We start from the raw sequence: 19,693 nt of genomic DNA, 5'->3' as shown, positions 1-19,693 counted from the left end.
GCGACGTCCGCCGTCGCGCCGTTTCTCAGGGGACCTGACATGTCCACAGATAACTTCTTCCTGCCTGATCCGGACGGGCAGATGCCGACCGCACGGGGGTACTTCGGCTCCTTCGGCGGCGCCTTCGTCCCGGAGGCCCTGGTGGCCGCCATCGACCAGGTGGCCACGGAGTACGACAAGGCCAAGGCCGATCCCGCGTTCGCGGCCCGGCTGAACGACCTGCTCGCCCACTACACCGGGCGGCCCAGCCCGCTCACCGAGGTGCCCCGGTTCGCCGAGCACGCCGGCGGCGCCCGGATCTTCCTCAAGCGCGAGGACCTCAACCACACCGGTTCACACAAGATCAACAACGTGCTGGGCCAGGCCCTGCTCACCCAGCGGATGGGCAAGACCCGGGTGATCGCCGAGACGGGGGCCGGCCAGCACGGCGTCGCCACGGCCACCGCCTGCGCCCTGCTGGGCCTGGAGTGCGTCGTCTACATGGGCGAGGTGGACACCCGGCGGCAGGCGCTCAACGTCGCCCGGATGCGCATCCTCGGCGCCGAGGTGATCCCGGTGCGGTCCGGCAGCCGCACCCTGAAGGACGCCATCAACGAGGCGTTCCGCGACTGGGTGGCCAACGTGGACACCACCCACTACCTGCTCGGCACCGTCGCGGGACCGCACCCGTTCCCCGTCATGGTCCGGGACTTCCACCGGGTCATCGGGGTCGAGGCCCGCCGGCAGGTCCTGGAACGCGCCGGGCGCCTGCCGGACGCCGTGGTGGCCTGCGTGGGGGGCGGCTCCAACGCCATCGGGCTGTTCCACGCGTTCATCCCGGACCCGGGGGTGCGCCTGGTCGGCCTCGAGGCGGGCGGCCACGGCATCGACAGCGGCGAGCACGCCGCGACGCTCACCGTGGGCGATCCCGGGGTGCTGCACGGCTCGCGGTCCTACGTCCTGCAGGACGAGGACGGCCAGATCACCGAGCCGTACTCGATCTCCGCCGGCCTGGACTACCCCGGCATCGGTCCGGAGCACGCCTGGCTCAAGGAGACCGGGCGCGCCGAGTACCGACCGGTGACCGACGCCGAGGCGATGGAGGCGCTGCGGCTGCTGTCCCGCACCGAGGGCGTCATCCCGGCCATCGAGAGCGCCCACGCCCTGGCGGGGGCACTGGTCCTCGGGGCCGAGCTCGGCCCCGAGGGGCTGCTGGTGGTGAACCTCTCCGGCCGCGGCGACAAGGACATGGACACCGCCGCCCGGTACTTCGGCCTGTATGACTCCTCCCCCGAGCAGGACCCGTCCCAGGAGGGCGACCGATGAGCGCGCAACGACTCAGCGACGTGCTGGCCGAGGCCAGGGCCGAGCGCCGGGCTGCCCTCGTCGGGTACCTGCCCGCGGGCTTCCCCTCGGTGGACGGCGCGGTGCGGGCGCTGACCGCCATGATCGAGGGTGGCTGTGACGTGGTCGAGGTGGGGCTGCCGCACAGCGACCCGGTGCTGGACGGGCCCGTGATCCAGGCCGCCGACGACATCGCGCTGCGCCAGGGGGTGCGGATCACCGATGTGCTGGCCACCGTGGAGGCGGTGACCAGGGCGACCGGGGCGCCGGTGTTGGTGATGACCTACTGGAACCCGGTGGACCGGTACGGGGTGGAGCGGTTCGCCGCCGACCTGGCCGGCGCCGGGGGCGCCGGCTGCATCCTGCCCGACCTGCCGGTGGAGGAGTCCGACCCGTGGCGTGCCGCCGCCGAGCGGCACGGGCTGGCCACCGTCTTCGTGGTCGCCCCGAGCAGCCGCGACGAGCGCCTGGCGAAGATCACCGCGGCCGGGACCGGGTTCGTCTACGCCGCCTCGTTGATGGGGGTGACCGGCACCCGGGCCGCCGTCAGCGCCGACGCCGCCGACCTGGTGCGGCGCACCCGGGCCAGCACCGAGCTGCCGGTCTGTGTGGGACTGGGGGTGTCCACCGCCGAGCAGGCAGCCGAGGTCGCGGGGTTCGCCGACGGGGTGATCGTCGGCTCCGCCTTCGTCAAGCGCCTGCTGGACGCGGAGGACCTCGACGCGGGGCTGGCCGGGGTGCGCGACCTCGCCGCGGACCTGGCCAAGGGCGTCCGGGCGGGGTAGCCCCGGCCCGCGGAGCCGGGGTGGGCCGGTGTCCCCGTCGGGACCCGGTCCACCCCGGGACCTCCCGCGTTTCCCCCGTTCGGGGGGGAGTGGCCCCCGCGACACGAACGCCGCCCGGCCCGGCTCGTTGGGTACGGGGTGAGCGAGGAGAAGCGAGAGCGCAAGCGCACCGCACGTGAGCGGATTCGTCAGCAGCGACAGCAGGACGAGGACCGGGCCCGGCGCAGGCGCACCGTCGCCGCCGTCGGGGTGGCCGTGGGCGTGGCCGGGGTGATCGGGGCGGTGGGCGCCCTGGTGGTGAACCAGGGTGGCGGGAACACCGACTCCGGCGGGCCGGTGGCCGTCCCCAAGGGGGCCGTCGGCAAGCACAAGACGATCATCCCGGTCGGTTCCAGGGACGCCAAGGCGACGATCTCCGTCTTCGAGGACTTCCGCTGCCCGGCCTGCGGACAGTTCGAGAAGGCCTTCGGCAAGACGATCAGGAACCTCACCGACGACGGCAAGGCACGCGCGGAGTACTCCATCGTCTCGTTCATCGACAGCCACGTCGGGGGCAGCGGCTCGAAGAAGGCGGCCAACGCCGCCGCCTGCGCGCAGGACGCCGGCGCCTTCGAGGACTACCACCGGGTGCTGTACGCCAACCAGCCGCCGGAGACCGACGACGCCTTCGGGAACAAAGCCCACCTGATCGACCTGGCCGACGAGGTGCCGAAGCTGAAGGGCGACCGCGGCTTCCGGCGCTGCGTGGACGACGACCACTTCCGGAAGTGGGTGGCCCGGGTGCAGAAGGAGTTCACCAAGTCCTCGTTCACCTCCACCCCGACCGTGCTGCTCAACGGGAAGAAGATCCACCCAGCGGGGGAGGAGCTGACCCCGCGCCGCCTCGAGGAGCTGGTGGCGAAGGCCAACGACAGTTCGGATGCCGGCTGAGCGGCTGGCCGTGCGGCCCCCGGACGGGCGGGGCCACGGATGCCGCAGGGGCAACGGGCAGCCACGCCACTGCCCCCAACTGATAACAGGCCCCAGCAGGGCGAGCGTGGCCGTCAGCTCCCGGGCCCCGGCCGCCGGGCCCGGTCCATCCGGAGTTGCCCCACGGACGGTGTCGGGGCGGGGACGCAGGGTCCACAACCGGCGGCGCGTCACCCGGATCGCCCGCCCGTCCTGGGACATGGGCCGCCGCGCAAGGTACCGTCGTCCGTGACATGGACCTCGCATACATCCCCAGTCCCGATCGCGGTGTGATCTACCTCGGAGAGGTACCGCTCCGCGGCTACGCCTTCTGCATCCTGCTCGGCCTCTTCGTGGCGATCTGGCTCGGCAACCGCCGCTGGGTCGCCCGTGGCGGCCTCAACGGCACGGTCGCCGACGTCGCCGTCTGGGCGGTTCCGTTCGGCCTGGTCGGCGCGCGGCTCTACCACGTGCTGACCACCCCGGAGCCGTACTTCGGGGACGGCGGTCGCCCCATGGACGCCTTCAAGATCTGGGAGGGCGGCCTGGGCATCTGGGGCGGGATCGCGCTGGGTGCGCTGGGTGCGTGGATCGGCTGTCGCCGTCGCGGGATCTCCCTGGCGGCCTACGCCGACGCGGCCGCGCCCGGGGTCGTGCTCGCCCAGGGGGTGGGCCGCTGGGGGAACTGGTTCAACCAGGAGCTCTACGGCAAGGCCACCGACGTCCCCTGGGCGCTGGAGATCTCCGAGGACAAGCGTCCGGCCGACAGCCTGGACGTGGCCACGTACCACCCGACGTTCCTCTACGAGTTCCTGTGGTGCGTCGGGGTGGCCCTGCTGGTCCTCTGGGCCGACCGCAGGTTCCGGCTGGGGCACGGCAGGGCGTTCGCGCTGTACGTCGCCGGGTACACCGCCGGCCGGTTCTGGATCGAGTACATGCGCATCGACGACGCCCACGAGTTCCTGGGCATGCGCCTGAACAACTGGACCTCGGTGGCGGTCTTCCTCGTCGCGGTGGCCGCCCTGGTGGTCTCGGCGAAGAAGCACCCCGGTCGGGAGGAGACGGTCGAGCCAGCGGCGGTGGCCGCCCGCGCGGCCGAACAGGCAGAACAGGCCGAGCAGGCAGAGCCGGCTGTCGCGGACCGGGACGGCGATGTCGCCGGGGCCGGCACTGAGGGGACGGCCGGCGGGACGGACGGGCCCGGGGGCGTCCTCGTCACGGACGAGCCCCCCGCCGACGGGGCGGCTGCCCCCACCAAGGCCACCCTCACCAAGGCCACCCTCACCAAGGCCGCCTCCACCAAGGCCACCCCCGCCGAGGTCACGCCCGCGGGGGCCACCCCTGCCGAAGCCGCCACTGCGGACACCACCGCCAAGACGGCCCCGGCCGACGAGGGACCGGCCGGGAAGAATCCGACCTCCGGCTCCCGGGCCGGTCAGCGCGGCTAGCCGCACCCGGCCCGGCCCGACCGGGACGCCCCCTTCCGAGTACGGCCCGCGCGGTCCCCGCGCGGGCCGTGCCCGTTCCGGTGCCCGTTCCGGTGCCCGTTCCGGTGCCCGTTCCGGTGCCCGTTCCGGCCACCCGCGGTGACGGTCACCCGCGGTGACGGTCACCGGGGGCAGCGGGGTACGCGCGGGCATCTCGTATCGTTGGAGGTGAACCCTCGGTGGAGTCCCGCTCGTCACCCCGTCTCGCGCTGCTTGTTTCGTGGTCGTTTCAACCGGTGCCGCCGAGGGCATGAAGATGGGGCGCCCCGGGCACCGTCGCCCGCCCCGCGCCCCCGATTTGTCCATATGCTGGACCGTATATCCGGCTTCCCGGTACGCGGTCATGATGTAACCTGCACGAAATCGCAGAGGGCCAACGTCGTCCCATATGCGCATGTCTTACTAACCAAGGCATATGCCATGACGACGGGAGAGCCGATGCGTTCCGCGTCCACGCGCTCCACGCCCGACGCGTTCCCCGGCCGGGCCCACATGGACGGGCGCCCCGCCCCCCAGGGAATGTACGACCCCCGCAACGAGCACGACGCCTGCGGAGTGGGCCTGGTGGCCCACCTGGACGGCGTGCCCAGCCACGCCCTCGTCGAGCAGGCCCTCACCGTCCTGCGGAACCTGGAGCACCGGGGGGCCACGGGCTCGGACCCCGACACCGGTGACGGCGCCGGCATCCTGGTGCAGGTCCCCGACGCGTTCCTGCGCGAGGTCGTGGACTTCGCCCTGCCCGAGGCCGGTGGCTACGCCGTCGGCATCGCGTTCCTCCCGGTGGGGGACGAGGAGGACGCCGCGGCGCGTCGTGCCATCGAGCAGATCGCCGGCGAGGAGAACCTCGTCGTCCTGGGATGGCGGCAGGTGCCCACGGCCCCCGAGCTGCTGGGCGTCACCGCCCGCGGCACCATGCCGAGGTTCGCGCAGCTCTTCGTCCGCGCGGACGCGGGCCTGCGCGGTCTCGAGCTGGACCGGCTCGCGTTCGTCCTGCGCAAGCGCGCCGAGCGGGAGGCGGACGTCTACTTCGCCTCGCTGTCCTCGCGCACCCTGTGCTACAAGGGCATGCTCACCACCGGGCAGCTCGAGCCGTTCTATCCGGACCTGTCCGACCGGCGGTTCGCGACCGCGTTGGCCCTGGTCCACTCGCGGTTCTCCACCAACACCTTCCCGAGCTGGCCGCTGGCCCACCCCTACCGGTTCGTGGCGCACAACGGCGAGATCAACACCGTCATCGGCAACCGCAACTGGATGCGCACCCGCGAGTCGCAGCTCGCCACCGACCTCATCCCCGGTGACCTGGAGCGGGTCTTCCCCGTCTGCACCCCGGGCGCGTCCGACTCGGCGTCCTTCGACGAGGTGCTCGAGCTGCTGCACCTCGGTGGCCGGACGCTGCCGCACAGCGTGCTGATGATGATCCCGGAGGCGTGGGAGAACCACGAGTCCATGGACCCGGCCAGGCGCGCGTTCTACGAGTACCACTCGACGTTGATGGAGCCCTGGGACGGCCCGGCCTGCGTCACGTTCACCGACGGCACCGTGGCCGGTGCCGTGCTCGACCGCAACGGGCTGCGCCCCGGCAGGTACTGGGTGACGGACGACGGTCTCGTGGTGCTCTCCTCCGAGGTCGGCGTGCTGGACATCGACCCGGCGCGGGTGGTGCGCAAGGGCCGGCTCCAGCCGGGCCGGATGTTCCTGGTGGACACCGTGCAGCACCGGATCGTGGAGGACGACGAGATCAAGGCGGAGCTGGCCGCCGAGCACCCCTACCAGGAGTGGCTGGACACCGGCATGATCCGCCTGGGCGAGCTGCCCGAGCGCGAGCACGTCGTGCACACCCACGCCTCGGTCACCCGCAGGCAGCAGACCTTCGGCTACACCGAGGAGGAGCTGCGGGTCCTGCTGGCGCCGATGGCGCGGCAGGGCACCGAGTCGATCGGCTCCATGGGGTCGGACACCCCGCTGGCCGCGCTGTCCGCCCGGCCCCGGCTGCTGTTCGACTACTTCACCCAGCTCTTCGCGCAGGTCACCAACCCCCCGCTGGACGCCATCCGAGAGGAACTGATCACCTCGCTGGTGTCCGTGCTGGGGCCGCAGGGCAACCTGCTGCGCCCCACCCCGGCGTCCTGCCGGACGGTTACCCTGCCCTTCCCGGTGATCGACAACGACGAGCTGGCCAAGCTGATCCACATCAACGCCGACGGCGACCTGCCGGGGCTGACCTCGGTGACCCTGTCCGGGCTCTACCGGGTCTCCGGCGGCGGCGCCGAGCTGGCCGCCCGGCTGGACGAGATCTGCGCCGAGGCGGACGCCGCCATCGCCGGCGGTGCCCGGCTGATCGTGCTCTCCGACCGGCACTCCGACGCCGAGCACGCCCCGATCCCCTCGCTGCTGCTCACCTCCGCGGTGCACCACCACCTGATCCGCACCAAGCAGCGGGACAACGTCGGGCTGATCGTCGAGGCCGGCGACGTGCGCGAGGTGCACCACGTGGCGCTTCTCGTGGGCTACGGCGCCGCGGCGGTCAACCCGTACCTGGCGATGGAGTCGGTGGAGGACCTGGTCCGCGAGGGCACCTTCCTCACCGACGTGGAGCCCGAGCAGGCCATCCGCAACCTGATCAAGGCGCTGGGCAAGGGCGTGCTCAAGGTCATGTCCAAGATGGGCATCTCCACCGTGGCCTCCTACCGGGGCGCCCAGGTCTTCGAGGCGATCGGTCTCGACCAGCAGTTCGTGGACCGCTACTTCCACGGCACCGTCACCAAGCTCGGCGGCATCGGCCTCGACGTGGTGGCCCAGGAGGTCGCGGCCCGGCACGCCAGGGCGTACCCGTCGGGCGGGATCACCCCGGCGCACCGCCGGCTGGAGATCGGCGGCGAGTACCAGTGGCGCAGGGAGGGCGAGCCGCACCTGTTCGACCCGGACACGGTGTTCCGGTTGCAACACGCCACCCGCGCCCGGCGCTACGACGTCTTCAAGCAGTACACGCACCGGGTGGACGAGCAGTCCGAGCGGCTGATGACGCTGCGCGGCCTGTTCCGGCTGCGGGCCGGGGAGCGCCCCCCGGTCCCGCTGGAGGAGGTGGAGCCGGTCAGCGAGATCGTGAAGCGGTTCTCCACCGGTGCCATGTCGTACGGGTCGATCTCCCAGGAGGCGCACGAGACGCTGGCCATCGCCATGAACCAGCTCGGTGGGAAGTCCAACACCGGTGAGGGCGGCGAGGACCCCGAGCGCCTGTACGACCCGGCCCGGCGTTCCGCGATCAAGCAGGTGGCGTCCGGGCGGTTCGGGGTGACCTCGGAGTACCTGGTCAACGCGGACGACATCCAGATCAAGATGGCCCAGGGGGCCAAGCCGGGTGAGGGCGGCCAGCTCCCGGGGCACAAGGTGTACCCGTGGGTGGCCAGGACCCGGCACTCCACCCCGGGGGTCGGGCTGATCTCGCCGCCGCCGCACCACGACATCTACTCCATCGAGGACCTGGCGCAGCTCATCCACGACCTGAAGAACGCGAACCCGCGGGCGCGGGTCCACGTCAAGCTGGTCTCCGAGGTCGGGGTGGGCACGGTCGCCGCGGGGGTGTCCAAGGCCCACGCGGACGTGGTGCTGATCTCCGGCCACGACGGCGGCACCGGCGCGTCACCGTTGACCTCGCTGAAGCACGCCGGTGGTCCCTGGGAGCTCGGCCTGGCCGAGACCCAGCAGACGCTGCTGCTCAACGGGCTGCGGGACCGGATCGTGGTGCAGACCGACGGGCAGCTCAAGACCGGTCGGGACGTGGTGATCGCGGCGCTGCTCGGTGCCGAGGAGTTCGGGTTCGCCACCGCACCGCTGGTGGTCTCCGGCTGCGTGATGATGCGGGTGTGCCACCTGGACACCTGCCCGGTGGGGATCGCCACCCAGAACCCGGTGCTGCGGGAACGGTTCGCCGGTAAGGCGGAGTTCGTGGTGAACTTCTTCGAGTTCGTCGCCGAGGAGGTGCGCGAGCTCCTGGCCGAGCTCGGCTTCCGGTCGGTCGAGGAGGCGGTGGGCCGGGTCGAGCTGATCGACACCAGCCGGGCCGTGGACCACTGGAAGGCCCAGGGCCTGGACCTGACCCCGCTGCTGCACGTGCCCGAACTGCCGGAGGGCGCGGTGCGGCACCGTGCCACCGAGCAGGACCACGGACTGGCCAAGGCGCTGGACAACGAGCTGATCAAGCTGGCCGCCGACGCGCTGGCCGCGCCGTCCGCGGAGCAGGCCACCCCGGTCCGCGCCCAGCTCCCGATCCGGAACATCAACCGCACCGTGGGCACCATGCTCGGCTACGAGGTGACCCGGAAGTTCGGTGGTTCCGGGCTGCCGGACGACACCATCGACATCACCTTCACCGGTGCCGCCGGGCAGTCGTTCGGCGCGTTCGTGCCGCGCGGGATCACCCTGCGGCTCGAGGGCGACGCCAACGACTACGTGGGCAAGGGGCTGTCCGGCGGGCGGCTCGTGGTCCGCCCCGACCGGGGCGCCGACCACCTGGCGGAGTACTCGGTGATCGCCGGCAACACCCTGGCCTACGGGGCGACCAGCGGGGAGATCTTCCTGCGCGGCCGGGTGGGCGAGCGGTTCTGCGTGCGGAACTCGGGGGCCACCGTGGTCGCCGAGGGCGTGGGGGACCACGGGTGCGAGTACATGACCGGCGGCCGGGCGGTGGTGCTCGGCGACACCGGCCGGAACTTCGCCGCGGGCATGTCCGGTGGCGTCGCCTACGTGATCGACCTGGAGCCGACGCACGTGAACCACGGCATGGTCGGGGTCGAGGAGCCGGACGCCGCGGACGCGGCCTGGCTGCGGGAGATCGTGCGCCGGCACCACGAGGAGACCGGTTCCACCGTGGCCCGGGCGCTGCTCGCGGACTGGGAGGCCGCGGTGCGGCGGTTCTCCAAGATCATCCCCAGTGACTACAAAGCAGTGCTCGCCGCCAAGGACGCCGCCGAGCAGGCCGGACTGTCGGAGTCCGAGACCGTTGCCAAGATGATGGAGGCGGCACATGGCTGACCCGAAGGGATTCCTGACCACCGGGCGTCAGCTCGGCCCCCGACGCCCGGTGCCCGAGCGGGTGCGGGACTGGAACGAGGTGTACGTCCCGGGGGGCCTGCTCCCGATCATCAGCAAGCAGGCGGGTCGCTGCATGGACTGCGGCATCCCGTTCTGCCACCAGGGCTGCCCGCTCGGCAACATCATCCCCGAGTGGAACGACCTGGTGTGGCGGGACGACTGGCAGGCCGCGGCCGAGCGCCTGCACGCCACCAACAACTTCCCCGAGTTCACCGGGAGGCTGTGCCCCGCTCCCTGTGAGAGCGCCTGCGTGCTGGGCATCAACCAGGACCCGGTGACCATCAAGAACGTCGAGGTGGCCATCGTGGACCGGGCCTGGGAGCGCGGGTACGTCGCGCCACAGCCCCCGGACCGGCTCTCCGGCCGGACGGTGGCCGTCATCGGCTCGGGTCCCGCCGGCCTCGCCGCCGCCCAGCAGCTCACCCGGGCCGGCCACACCGTCGCGGTGTACGAGCGGGCGGACCGGATCGGCGGGCTGCTCCGCTACGGCATCCCCGAGTTCAAGATGGAGAAGCGCCACCTGAACCGGCGGATCGAGCAGATGCGCGCGGAGGGCACCAAGTTCCGCACCGGGGTGCAGGTCGGCACCGACGTCGACGCGGCGTCGCTGCGCCGGCGCTACGACGCGGTAGTGATCGCTGCCGGTGCCACGGAGCCGCGGGACCTGAAGGTGCCGGGCCGCGACCTCGACGGCGTCCACCAGGCCATGGAGTACCTCCCGCTCGCCAACAAGGTGCAGGAGGGCGACTACGTCTCCCCGCCGATCACCGCCGAGGGCAAGCACGTGGTGGTCATCGGCGGCGGCGACACCGGAGCGGACTGCGTGGGCACCGCGCACCGCCAGGGCGCGGCCTCGGTGACCCAGCTGGAGATCATGCCCCGGCCCTCCGAGGAGCGCCCGGAGCACCAGCCGTGGCCCACCTACCCGATGACGTACAAGGTCACCTCGGCGCACGAGGAGGGCGGGAGCCGCGAGTACGCGGTCTCCACCACGCACTTCGAGGGCGACGAGGCGGGCCGGGTGCGGCGGCTGCACCTGGTCGAGGTGGAGTTCCGGGACGGCCGGTTCGTCCCGGTGCCGGGCAGCGAGCGGTCGATCCCGGCGGAGCTGGTGACCCTGGCCATGGGCTTCGTCGGACCTGAGCGCGGCAACGGGCTGGTCGAGCAGCTCGGACTGGAGCTCGACGGCCGCGGCAACGTGGCCAGGGACGCCCACTACGCCACCAACGTGGACGGCGTGTTCGTGGCCGGGGACGCCGGCCGTGGGCAGTCCCTGATCGTCTGGGCCATCGCCGAGGGCCGCTCGGCCGCCGCGGCGGTGGACCGCTACCTCACCGGGGGCGACTCGACGCTGCCCGCGCCGGTGCGGCCCACGGACCGGCCGTTGACGGTCTGAGCGGGGCGCGGGACCCCGTTCACCGCGGTGCCCGTTCCCTCCCTGGTGGGGGGAGCGGGCACCGGCCGTTGCCGGGTCCCTCCGGCCGTGGCGGAGGGACCCGGCAACCGCGGGTGGTCGTGACCCGCTCACGTGAGCCGCCTCCGGTGATAGGGCAGCATGTGCCCATGCCTGCACTCACCCGTACCGAGGCCGAGGCCCGGGCGCGCCTGCTCGACGTCCTTTCCTACTCGATCGATCTTGACCTCACCCGTGGCGACGTCGTGTTCGGCTGTACCACCTCGGTGCGGTTCTCCTGTACCGAGCCCGGCGCGGACACCTTCGTCGAGATCAAGCCGCACACCCTGCACCGGGCGGTGCTCAACGGCCGGGAGCTCGCGCCTTCGGCCCTGCGGGACAACCGCCTGGTGCTCGAGGGGCTGGCCGCGGAGAACGAGCTGGTGGTCGAGGCCGACATGGAGTACTCGCGCACCGGCGAGGGCATGCACCGCTTCACCGACCCGATAGACGGCGAGGCGTACCTGTACAGCCAGGGCGCGTTGGACGACGCCCAGCGGGTGTTCCCCGCGTTCGACCAGCCCGACCTCAAGGCGACCTTCGAGATCGCGGTGACCGCGCCGCGCCACTGGACGGTGCTGAGCAACAGCACCGGGGAGCGGACCGAGCCGGGCCGCTGGCGGTTCCCGCCCACCCCGCGGATCAGCACCTACCTCGCCGTGGTGGTGGCCGGCCCCTACCACTCGATCAGCGCCGAGCACGACGGCATTCCGCTCGGGCTGCACTGTCGCCGCTCCCTCGCCCGGTACCTGGAGGACGACGCCGAGGAGCTCCTGGACATCACCCGGCGCTGCCTCGACCACTACCACCGGATCTTCGACGAGCGGTACCCGTTCGACTCCTACGACCAGGCGTTCGTGCCGGAGCTGAACTTCGGTGCCATGGAGAACCCGGGCTGCGTGACCTTCCGGGACGACTTCGTGTTCCGCTCCGCGGTCACCGACGCGCAACGCGAGGAGCGCGCCATCGTGGTGGCGCACGAGATGGCGCACATGTGGTTCGGCGACCTGGTGACCATGCGCTGGTGGGACGACCTGTGGCTCAACGAGTCGTTCGCCGAGTACATGGGGCACCAGGTGACCGCCGAGGTCACCCGGTACACCGACACCTGGGCCGGGTTCGGGGCGCGCCGCAAGGCGTGGGGCTACGACTCGGACCAGCGGGCCAGCACCCACCCGGTGGCCCCGGAGAGGGTGGAGGACACGGCGGAGGCGACGCAGAACGTCGACGGGATCTCCTACGCCAAGGGCGCCTCCGCGGTGCGGCAGCTCGTCGCCTGGGTCGGTGAGGAGGCGTTCCTCGCCGGGCTCAACGAGTACTTCGCCCGCCACCGCTACGCCAACGCCACGCTGGCCGACTTCCTGGACGCGATCAACGTCGCCAGTGGGCGCGACGTCCACGACTGGGCCCGGCGCTGGCTGCGCACCACGGGCGTGGACACCCTGCACGCCGAGCCGGAGGGCCAGGAGCTGGCCCGCCCGCACCGGATCGCCGTGGGCCTGTACGACCGGCCGGAGCCCGGTGCCGCGCTGGTGCCGCGGGAACGGCTGCTGCTGGACGTGCCGCCGGGGCCGCAGGGACCGTTGGCCCTGCCCACCCCCCGTCCGGACCTGGTGCTGCTCAACGACGGGGACCTGACCTACGCCAAGGTGCGCCTGTCGCCGTCGTCCTGGCGGACGGCGACGGAGTGCCTGGGGTCGGTGCCGGACCCGGTGTCCCGGGCCGTGCTGTGGAACACCGCGCGGGACCTGGTGCGGGACGGTGAACTGCCCGCGGGGGCGTTCATCGACCTGGTGGCCGGCCAGTTGCCCGACGAACCGGTGGTGGCGATCACCGAGGCGGTGCTGGAGTTCGCCCGCCAGCAGGTGGCCGACCGCTACCTCCCGGGCGAGGAACGGGCCGGGGCCCTCACGGTGCTCTCCGAGGTGTGCCGGCGGATCCTGCGGCGCACCGAGGACGGCTCCGACCCGGGGCTGCGGCTGACCGCGGTGCGCGGCCTCATCTCCTGCGCCCAGGGCCCCCGCGCGTGTGCCGAGGTCGCCGACTGGCTGGACGCCGACGAGGTGCCCGGCGGGCCGGGACTTGACCCCGCCCTGCGCTGGCAGGCCACCCTGCGCCTGTGCGTGCTCGGCGAGGCGGGGGAGAAGGAGATCATCGCCGAGCTGGGACGCGACCCCAGCGCGACGGGCCGGGAGGGCGCGGCCCGCTGCCGCGCGGCACTGCCCGCCGCCGACGCCAAGGCAGCGGCGTGGGAGGCGTTGTTCCACGACGACACCCAGTCCAACTACCTGATGACCGCGCTCGCCCAGGGCTTCTGGCAGCCGGAACAGGGCGAACTCCTCGCCCCGTGGGTCCCCCGCTACTTCCCCGAGGCGGTGGCCGCGACCCGCCGCAGGGGCGGGGCGATCGGTCGGATCCTCAGTCGCTACGCCTTCCCGGAGCACGCGGTGGACCCCGGGGTGCTGCGGACGGGCGAGGAGTGCCTGGCCGCCGAGGACCTGCCGCCGTCGCTGCGCCGCGGCCTGGCGGACCAGCTCGACGACCTCCGGCGGGCGCTGCGGGCCCGCCGGTCCGCGGAGGGCTGACCGCGGACCGGTCGGCTCCGCGCCGGACCGCGCGGGGCCGACCGGTCCGTCACCACCGGAGGAACGGGGCGCCGGACTGTGATCGCGGTCGGGTGTCGCTGGGGTGGTGGCCGTGCGGGGCCTCGGCGGTCTGCCGCGGCGAGGTGAGGTGAGGTTAACCTCACTTTCGCCGCGTTCCCCAGTGAAGGGCACCGCCACCATGTCGATCCCCGCTCCCCGTCCCGAACCGGCGGACACCGCTCTCGCGGCCACCCCGGCCGGGATCGAGGAGCTGCGCCGGCTCGGTGCGGTCACCCTCGACGCGCTGGCCGCCGGGGCCGCGGCCCGGGGCGGACCCCTGCCGCCCGGCGGACCCGCCGCCGTCGCCCGGCGGGTCCGCCGCCGGTGCGCCCCGGTGCTGCCCGACCACGGTGTGGGAGCGGAGGCGGCGTTGAGCACCCTGGTGCGAACCGTGACCGAGGGCTCGGCCGACCCAGCGGACCCGGCCTGCGCCGGCCACCTGCACTGCCCGCCGCTGGCCCTCGCCGTCGCGGCCGAACTGGCGGCCTGCGCGCTCAACCCGTCGCTGGACTCCTGGGACCAGGCGCCGGCGGCGAGCGCGTTGGAGGAGGAGACCACGGCGGCGCTGGCCGCGCTGGTCTACCCCGGCCGGACCGCCCCGGACGCGCTGATCACCAGCGGCGGGACCGAGTCCAACCTCGTCGCGCTGCTGCTCGCCAGGGAACGGGCCCGCCGTCCGCAGGGCCCACCCGTCCAGGTGGTGTGCGGGGCCAATGCCCACCACAGCGTGCACCGCGCCGCCTGGATGCTCGGCCTGGCCCCGCCGGTCGTCGTGGACTGCCCCGACGGGAGGCTCGGCCCCGACGCCGTGGACCGCGCGCTCGCCGACGTCCCCGGGCCCGCCCTGGTGGTGGCCACCGCCGGAACCACCGACGCGGGGCTGATCGACCCCCTGCCCGAACTGGCCCGGGTCGCCGCCGCGCGTCGGGCCGAACTGCACGTGGACGCCGCCTACGGGGGCGCCCTGCTGTTCAGCCGCCGCCTCGCCGGCCGCCTGGACGGCCTCGCCTCGGCCGCCACGGTCGCCCTGGACCTGCACAAGCTGGGTTGGCAGCCGATCGCCGCCGGGGCGCTCGCCGTCGCCGACGCCGCGACCCTCGCCCCGTTGGCCGTCCGTGCCGACTACCTCAACGCCGCCGACGACACCGACGCCGGGCTGCCGGACCTGCTGGGCAGGTCCCCCCGCACCTCCCGCCGCCCCGACGTGCTGAAGGTGGCCGTCACCCTGCGGGCCCTGGGCCGCACCGGCCTCGGCCGGCTCGTGGAGGACTGCGTGGACGCCGCGGAACGGCTGGCCGGGCGGATCGACGCGCACCCCGCGCTGCGCCGCCGCCCCGGTCCCTGCGGCATCAGCACCGTGCTGTTCCGTCCGGTCGCCGCCGCCCCGGACGCGGCGGGGGACGCCCTGGTCGCCGAGGTCAGGCGACGGCTGCTCACCGAGGGACGCGCGGTGCTCGGCCGCTCCCGGGCGCCCGACGCCGACGGCCGGGTCCGGCTGTGGCTCAAGGCGACGCTGCTGCACCCGCACGTCCGCGGCGCGGACCTGGACCGCCTGCTGGCCCTGGTCACTGACGCCGTGCCCGCGGCCCTGCGGGAACTCGCCGCGCAGCCCGGGGACGCCGCCACGGGTCCGGCCGGCCGCGCGCACCGGCCCCGCCCCGGAGCCCACCGGTGACCGCCGGCGCCGCGGGACCGCCCCCCACCGGCCCGGCCCACCCCCCGCTTGACCTGCTCGGCGTGGGACTCGGCCCGTTCAACCTGTCCCTGGCCGCCCTCGCCGACGGCGTCCCAGGACTGCGCACCGCCTTCCTGGAGCGGCGCCCCTGCTTCCGTTGGCACCCGGGGCTGCTCATCGACGGCACCACCCTTCAGGTGCCGTTCCTCGCCGACCTGGTGAGCCTGGTCGCGCCGACCAGCCGCTGGTCGTTCCTCAACTACCTGCGGGAGCACGAGCGGCTGTTCCGGTTCTACCTCGCGGAACGCTTCCACATCGACCGCGCCGAGTACGACGCCTACTGCCGTTGGGCCAGCCAGGGGCTGCCGTCCTGCCGTTTCGGCCACCAGGTGGACACCGTCCGGTGGGACCCGGCCCGGGAGGCGTTCGAGGCGACGGTCACCAGCGGCGACACCGAGCACGTGGTGACCGCCCGGAACCTGGTGCTCGGCGTCGGCACCGCACCGAGCGTCCCCGAGCCGCTGCGCCCCCTGGTCGAGGACCCCGGCGCGCTGGTGCTGCACTCCGCCGACTACCTGCGGCACCGGGACGGGCTGCGCGCCGCGGGGCGGGTGGTGGTGGTCGGCGCCGGGCAGTCCGGGGCGGAGGTGCTGCTGGACCTGCTGCGGGACCGTCCCGCCGGCAGGGAGGGCCTGACCTGGCTGGCCAGGACACCGGCGTTCGCCCCCATGGAGTACTCGAAGCTGGGACTCGAGCACTTCACCCCCGACTACTCCCGCTACTTCCACGGGCTGGCCCCCGAGGTCAGGGAGCGGCTGGTGCCGGCGCAGTGGCAGCTCTACAAGGCGGTGAGCGCCGAGACGCTCGGGTTGATCCACGACGAGCTGTACCGGCGGTCGCTGCACCACCCGTGGCCGGACGTGGTGCTCACCCCCGGCGTGACGGTGGTGGCGGCCCGTCGGGTCGGCTCCCGGGTCCGACTCGACCTGGAGCACCGGGAACAGCGCGTGCGCGGCGACCTGACCGCCGACGCGGTCGTCCTGGCCACGGGTTACGCCGAACGCCCGGTGGACGCGCTGCTGGAGCCGCTCGCCGACCACGTCGCCCGGGACCCGGCCGGCCGCCCGGAGGTGGACGCGGAGTACCGGCTGGTGCTCGACCCCGCGGTCACCGGCTCGGTCTTCGTCCAGAACGCGGAGCGGCACACCCACGGCGTGGGCGCCCCCGACCTGGGGCTCGCCGCCTGGCGCTCGGCCGTCATCCTCAACGCGCTGACGGGGCGCACCGTCCACCCGTTGCCCGGGCGCACCGCCTTCACCACCTTCGGCCTCGCCCACCCGCAGCCCCCGCCCGGCCCCCAGCCCCCGCCCCGCTCCGAACCCCCGTCCTGACCGAACGCCGTCCGGCTCCGGACCAACGCCGTCCCTCCGTCGCTGAGCGGTCGCCCCGCCGGGCCGCGCCGTTTGGCCGGGACCCGGCTGAACGACCGGCACCCGCCACTGCCACAGTGGGTATGACCCCCTGTGAGACGAGCAGGAGACGCGAGCGTCAAGGAGGCACCGTGACCAACCCCCCGCCGCCCTTCCCCGCCGCGCCCCCACCGCTGCCCGAGCCCCCGGGCCGCCCCCAGGTTCCCCCGCTGCCCATGCCGCCGATCCTGCCGACCCCGTTCGGTACGGCCGAGGAGCCGCGGGTCAGGGTCCGCGGCGAGGCGATGGTGGAGGCCCAGCCCGAGCTGGCCACCATCCACGTCACCGTCACCGCCCGGGGCAAGGACCGCAGGCACACCCTGGAGGAGCTGACCCGCCGCAACAGTGCCGTCCTGGACCTGCTGAAGACCCGTTCCGAGGCGGTGGACTCCGTGGACAGCGGTGCCTTCTCCATCACCCCGGAACTCGACGACCGGCGGGGGGAGAAGGTCCGGGCCTACCAGGGCCGCGTCCTGATCCGCGCGGCGCTCACGGACTTCACCGTGCTCGGCGAGCTCACCACCCGCCTCGCCGACCTGGAGCTGACCCGTGTGGCGGGTCCCTGGTGGTCGCTGCGCCCCGACTCCCCGGTGCACCGTGAGGCCCGGCAGAAGGCCGTGCACGAGGCGGTGCAGCGGGCCCGGGAGTACGCCGAGGCGCTCGGCGCCGAGCTGAAGGCGCTGCTCGACCTCGCGGACACCGGGCTGGACCGGGACCCGTCGATGCCCTACGGCCGGTTCGGCCGGGGAGAGGCCAGGGCGCGTGCCGGGGGTCCACCCGGGGCGAGCGCCGCGCCCGCCCTCCAGCTCGAGCCGAAGTTGCAGCGGGTATCCGCCGAGGTGACGGCGTCGTTCAGCATGACGCGGCCGGATCTCCGGGCCGGTCGAAGCTGACGTCGGGGCGGCGCCCAGGGTCCTACTTGCGACAAAGTCTTTACCGCAGCGCCACGTTGCGGATGGCCATCACCTGGGCCGTACCAACGAGTAGCGCCTAGGCTCGACTTATGCGCAGAGTGAAGATCGTTTGTACTCTTGGGCCCGCCACCGACAGCTACGACCAGATCCGTGCCCTGGTCGAGGCGGGTATGGACGTGGCCAGATTCAATCTCAGTCATGGTTCCCACGCCGAGCACGAGGAGCGTTACCGTCGCGTACGGAAGGCCGCGGAGGAATCAGGCCGAAGCGTCGGAGTCCTGGTTGACCTTCAAGGTCCGAAGATTCGACTGGGACAATTTGCTGAAGGACCTGTACTCCTTGAACGCGGTGACGAGTTCACCATCACCGTGGAGGACGTTCCCGGGGACCGACACCGTTGCAGCACCACGTACCACGGTCTCCCCGGTGACGTCTCCCGGGGCGAGCGCATCCTCGTCGATGACGGGAAGGTCAGCCTCGAGGTGACCGACGTGGACGGACCGGAGGTCCGCACCGTGGTGATCGAGGGGGGCGTGGTCTCGGACCACAAGGGCCTCAACCTCCCCGGGGTCGCGGTCAGCGTCCCCGCCCTGTCCGACAAGGACGTCGAGGACCTGCGCTGGGCCCTGCGGGTCAGGGCGGACATGGTGGCCCTGTCCTTCGTCCGCAGCGCCGTGGACGTGGAGCCCGTCCACCGCGTCATGCGGGAGGAGGGGTACCGGGTCCCCGTCATCGCCAAGATCGAGAAGCCCCAGGCCGTGGAGAACCTGGCGGAGATCGTGGACGCCTTCGACGGCATCATGGTCGCCCGCGGCGACCTCGGGGTGGAGATGCCCCTGGAGCGGGTGCCGCTGGTGCAGAAGCGCGCCGTCAGCCTGGCCCGACGGAACGCCAAACCGGTGATCGTGGCCACCCAGATGCTGGACTCCATGATCGGTTCCTCGCGTCCCACCCGCGCCGAGGCGTCCGACGTCGCCAACGCGGTGCTGGACGGCACCGACGCGGTGATGCTCTCCGGGGAGACGTCGGTCGGCAAGTACCCCGTGGAGACGGTCAAGACCATGGCCCGGATCGTGTCGGCGGCCGAGGAGGAGGTGTTGGCCAAGGGGCTGCCGCCACTGATCGAGAGCACCAAGCCCCGCACCCAGGGCGGAGCCGTGGCCCGCGCCGCCGCCGAGATGGGTGACTACCTCGGGGCCACGTACCTGATCGCGTTCACCAAGTCGGGGGACACCGCCCGCCGGCTCTCCAGGTACCGTTCGCCCATCCCGGTGCTGGCGTTCAGCCCGGAGCCCACCACCAGGAACCAGCTCTCGCTGACCTGGGGGGTGGAGACGTTCCTCGGGCCGCTCGCCTCGCACACCGACGAGATGGTGGAACAGGTGGATGCCGAACTGCTGAAGATCGGACGTTGCCGGGAGGGCGACCTGGTGATCATCACGGCGGGATCGCCGCCGGGGGCACCGGGCTCCACCAACCTGGTCCGCGTCCACCGCATCGCCGCCGAGCACTGAGCCGGTCCTCGGCACCGGCCGCGTTCTGGGCCGAACGGATCGAAGGCCGCCGTCTCCCTCCGCACCGGGGTCGGCGGCCTCCTGGCGACCCGTCCGGAGGGCGGGGACCGCGGCGGGGCGGACGCGCCCGGAGCGCGCCGAACGGAAGGGAGCGGGCGGTGGGAAGGCGGTCAGGGACGCACGAGGAATCCCCGCGACCGAACGACGCGCCCGCGGGGATCATGAGGAAGTCGAGGTGCCCGGTGTGGGATTCGAACCCACATGCCCCGAAGGGCACGGCCTTTTGAGGGCCGCGCGTGAACCTATTCCGCCAACCGGGCCGGTCGCAAAGACAGCGTACCGTGCGCGCGCCCTCCGGCGCTGCTCGGTACTCTCAGAATGCAGCACCT

Annotated in this window: 11 protein-coding genes and 1 tRNA gene; 11 read left to right on the top strand and 1 reads right to left on the bottom strand. The window is 73.1% G+C overall.

Going from position 1 to position 19,693, the window contains the following annotated elements; translation table 11 throughout:
• Window positions 1-39 precede the first annotated feature (39 nt).
• The 11 genes from trpB (at window position 40) to pyk (ending at window position 19,304) form a co-directional block, all read left to right on the top strand.
• The gene (trpB, locus tag A3IG_RS0106605) at window positions 40-1,305 is read left to right on the top strand and encodes a tryptophan synthase subunit beta (protein ID WP_026219964.1); all 1,266 of its coding nucleotides are present in this window, start codon (window positions 40-42) and stop codon (window positions 1,303-1,305) included.
• Window positions 1,302-2,108 carry a tryptophan synthase subunit alpha gene (gene trpA, locus A3IG_RS0106600; RefSeq protein ID WP_018382757.1) on the top strand — a complete coding sequence of 269 codons (807 nt, stop codon included), beginning with the start codon at window positions 1,302-1,304 and terminating at the stop codon, window positions 2,106-2,108. Before trpB ends, trpA begins: the two co-directional genes overlap by 4 nt.
• A gap of 138 nt (window positions 2,109-2,246) precedes the next feature.
• Window positions 2,247-3,038 (top strand): DsbA family protein, encoded by a 792-nt coding sequence (locus tag A3IG_RS0106595; protein WP_018382756.1) that lies wholly within the window; start codon window positions 2,247-2,249, stop codon window positions 3,036-3,038.
• A gap of 272 nt (window positions 3,039-3,310) precedes the next feature.
• Window positions 3,311-4,504: a prolipoprotein diacylglyceryl transferase gene (gene lgt / locus A3IG_RS28770; RefSeq protein WP_018382755.1), complete on the top strand. Its 1,194-nt coding sequence runs from the start codon at window positions 3,311-3,313 to the stop codon at window positions 4,502-4,504.
• A 477-nt stretch (window positions 4,505-4,981) separates the two neighbouring features.
• Entirely contained in the window at window positions 4,982-9,574 is a 4,593-nt protein-coding gene (gltB, locus tag A3IG_RS0106585) for a glutamate synthase large subunit (RefSeq protein ID WP_018382754.1), read from the top strand.
• Window positions 9,567-11,030, top strand: coding sequence for a glutamate synthase subunit beta (locus A3IG_RS0106580; RefSeq protein WP_018382753.1), 1,464 nt, complete (start codon window positions 9,567-9,569; stop codon window positions 11,028-11,030). Before gltB ends, A3IG_RS0106580 begins: the two co-directional genes overlap by 8 nt.
• A 167-nt stretch (window positions 11,031-11,197) precedes the next feature.
• Window positions 11,198-13,672, top strand: coding sequence for an aminopeptidase N (gene pepN / locus A3IG_RS0106575; RefSeq protein ID WP_018382752.1), 2,475 nt, complete (start codon window positions 11,198-11,200; stop codon window positions 13,670-13,672).
• Between the two features lie 199 nt (window positions 13,673-13,871).
• Window positions 13,872-15,407 carry a pyridoxal phosphate-dependent decarboxylase family protein gene (locus A3IG_RS0106570; protein ID WP_040910952.1) on the top strand — a complete coding sequence of 512 codons (1,536 nt, stop codon included), beginning with the start codon at window positions 13,872-13,874 and terminating at the stop codon, window positions 15,405-15,407.
• Window positions 15,404-16,798, top strand: a complete 1,395-nt coding sequence (locus A3IG_RS0106565; protein ID WP_018382750.1) for a lysine N(6)-hydroxylase/L-ornithine N(5)-oxygenase family protein — start codon at window positions 15,404-15,406, stop codon at window positions 16,796-16,798. Before A3IG_RS0106570 ends, A3IG_RS0106565 begins: the two co-directional genes overlap by 4 nt.
• 170 nt (window positions 16,799-16,968) lie before the next feature.
• Window positions 16,969-17,769 carry an SIMPL domain-containing protein gene (locus tag A3IG_RS0106560; RefSeq protein ID WP_018382749.1) on the top strand — a complete coding sequence of 267 codons (801 nt, stop codon included), beginning with the start codon at window positions 16,969-16,971 and terminating at the stop codon, window positions 17,767-17,769.
• 110 nt (window positions 17,770-17,879) lie between these two features.
• Complete coding sequence (gene pyk, locus A3IG_RS0106555; RefSeq protein WP_026219963.1) at window positions 17,880-19,304, top strand: pyruvate kinase; 1,425 nt, start codon at window positions 17,880-17,882, stop codon at window positions 19,302-19,304.
• A 236-nt stretch (window positions 19,305-19,540) separates the two neighbouring features.
• Here pyk and A3IG_RS0106550 read toward each other — a convergent pair.
• Window positions 19,541-19,624 (bottom strand) — tRNA-Leu (locus tag A3IG_RS0106550).
• Window positions 19,625-19,693: the final 69 nt, after the last annotated feature.

The sequence above is a fragment of the Wenjunlia vitaminophila DSM 41686 genome, from assembly GCF_000380165.1.
Classification (GTDB): Bacteria; Actinomycetota; Actinomycetes; order Streptomycetales; family Streptomycetaceae; genus Wenjunlia; species Wenjunlia vitaminophila.
This window is presented reverse-complemented; position numbering and strand designations above follow the sequence as displayed.

Excerpts from the sequence above, each read along its gene's own strand:
- trpB (WP_026219964.1), top strand. The coding sequence starts at position 40 with ATGTCCACAGATAACTTCTTCCTGCCTGATCCGGACGGGCAGATGCCG.
- trpA (WP_018382757.1), top strand. The coding sequence starts at position 1,302 with ATGAGCGCGCAACGACTCAGCGACGTGCTGGCCGAGGCCAGGGCCGAG.
- lgt (WP_018382755.1), top strand. The coding sequence starts at position 3,311 with ATGGACCTCGCATACATCCCCAGTCCCGATCGCGGTGTGATCTACCTC.
- gltB (WP_018382754.1), top strand. The coding sequence starts at position 4,982 with ATGCGTTCCGCGTCCACGCGCTCCACGCCCGACGCGTTCCCCGGCCGG.
- A3IG_RS0106580 (WP_018382753.1), top strand. The coding sequence starts at position 9,567 with ATGGCTGACCCGAAGGGATTCCTGACCACCGGGCGTCAGCTCGGCCCC.
- pepN (WP_018382752.1), top strand. The coding sequence starts at position 11,198 with ATGCCTGCACTCACCCGTACCGAGGCCGAGGCCCGGGCGCGCCTGCTC.
- A3IG_RS0106570 (WP_040910952.1), top strand. The coding sequence starts at position 13,872 with ATGTCGATCCCCGCTCCCCGTCCCGAACCGGCGGACACCGCTCTCGCG.
- pyk (WP_026219963.1), top strand. The coding sequence starts at position 17,880 with ATGCGCAGAGTGAAGATCGTTTGTACTCTTGGGCCCGCCACCGACAGC.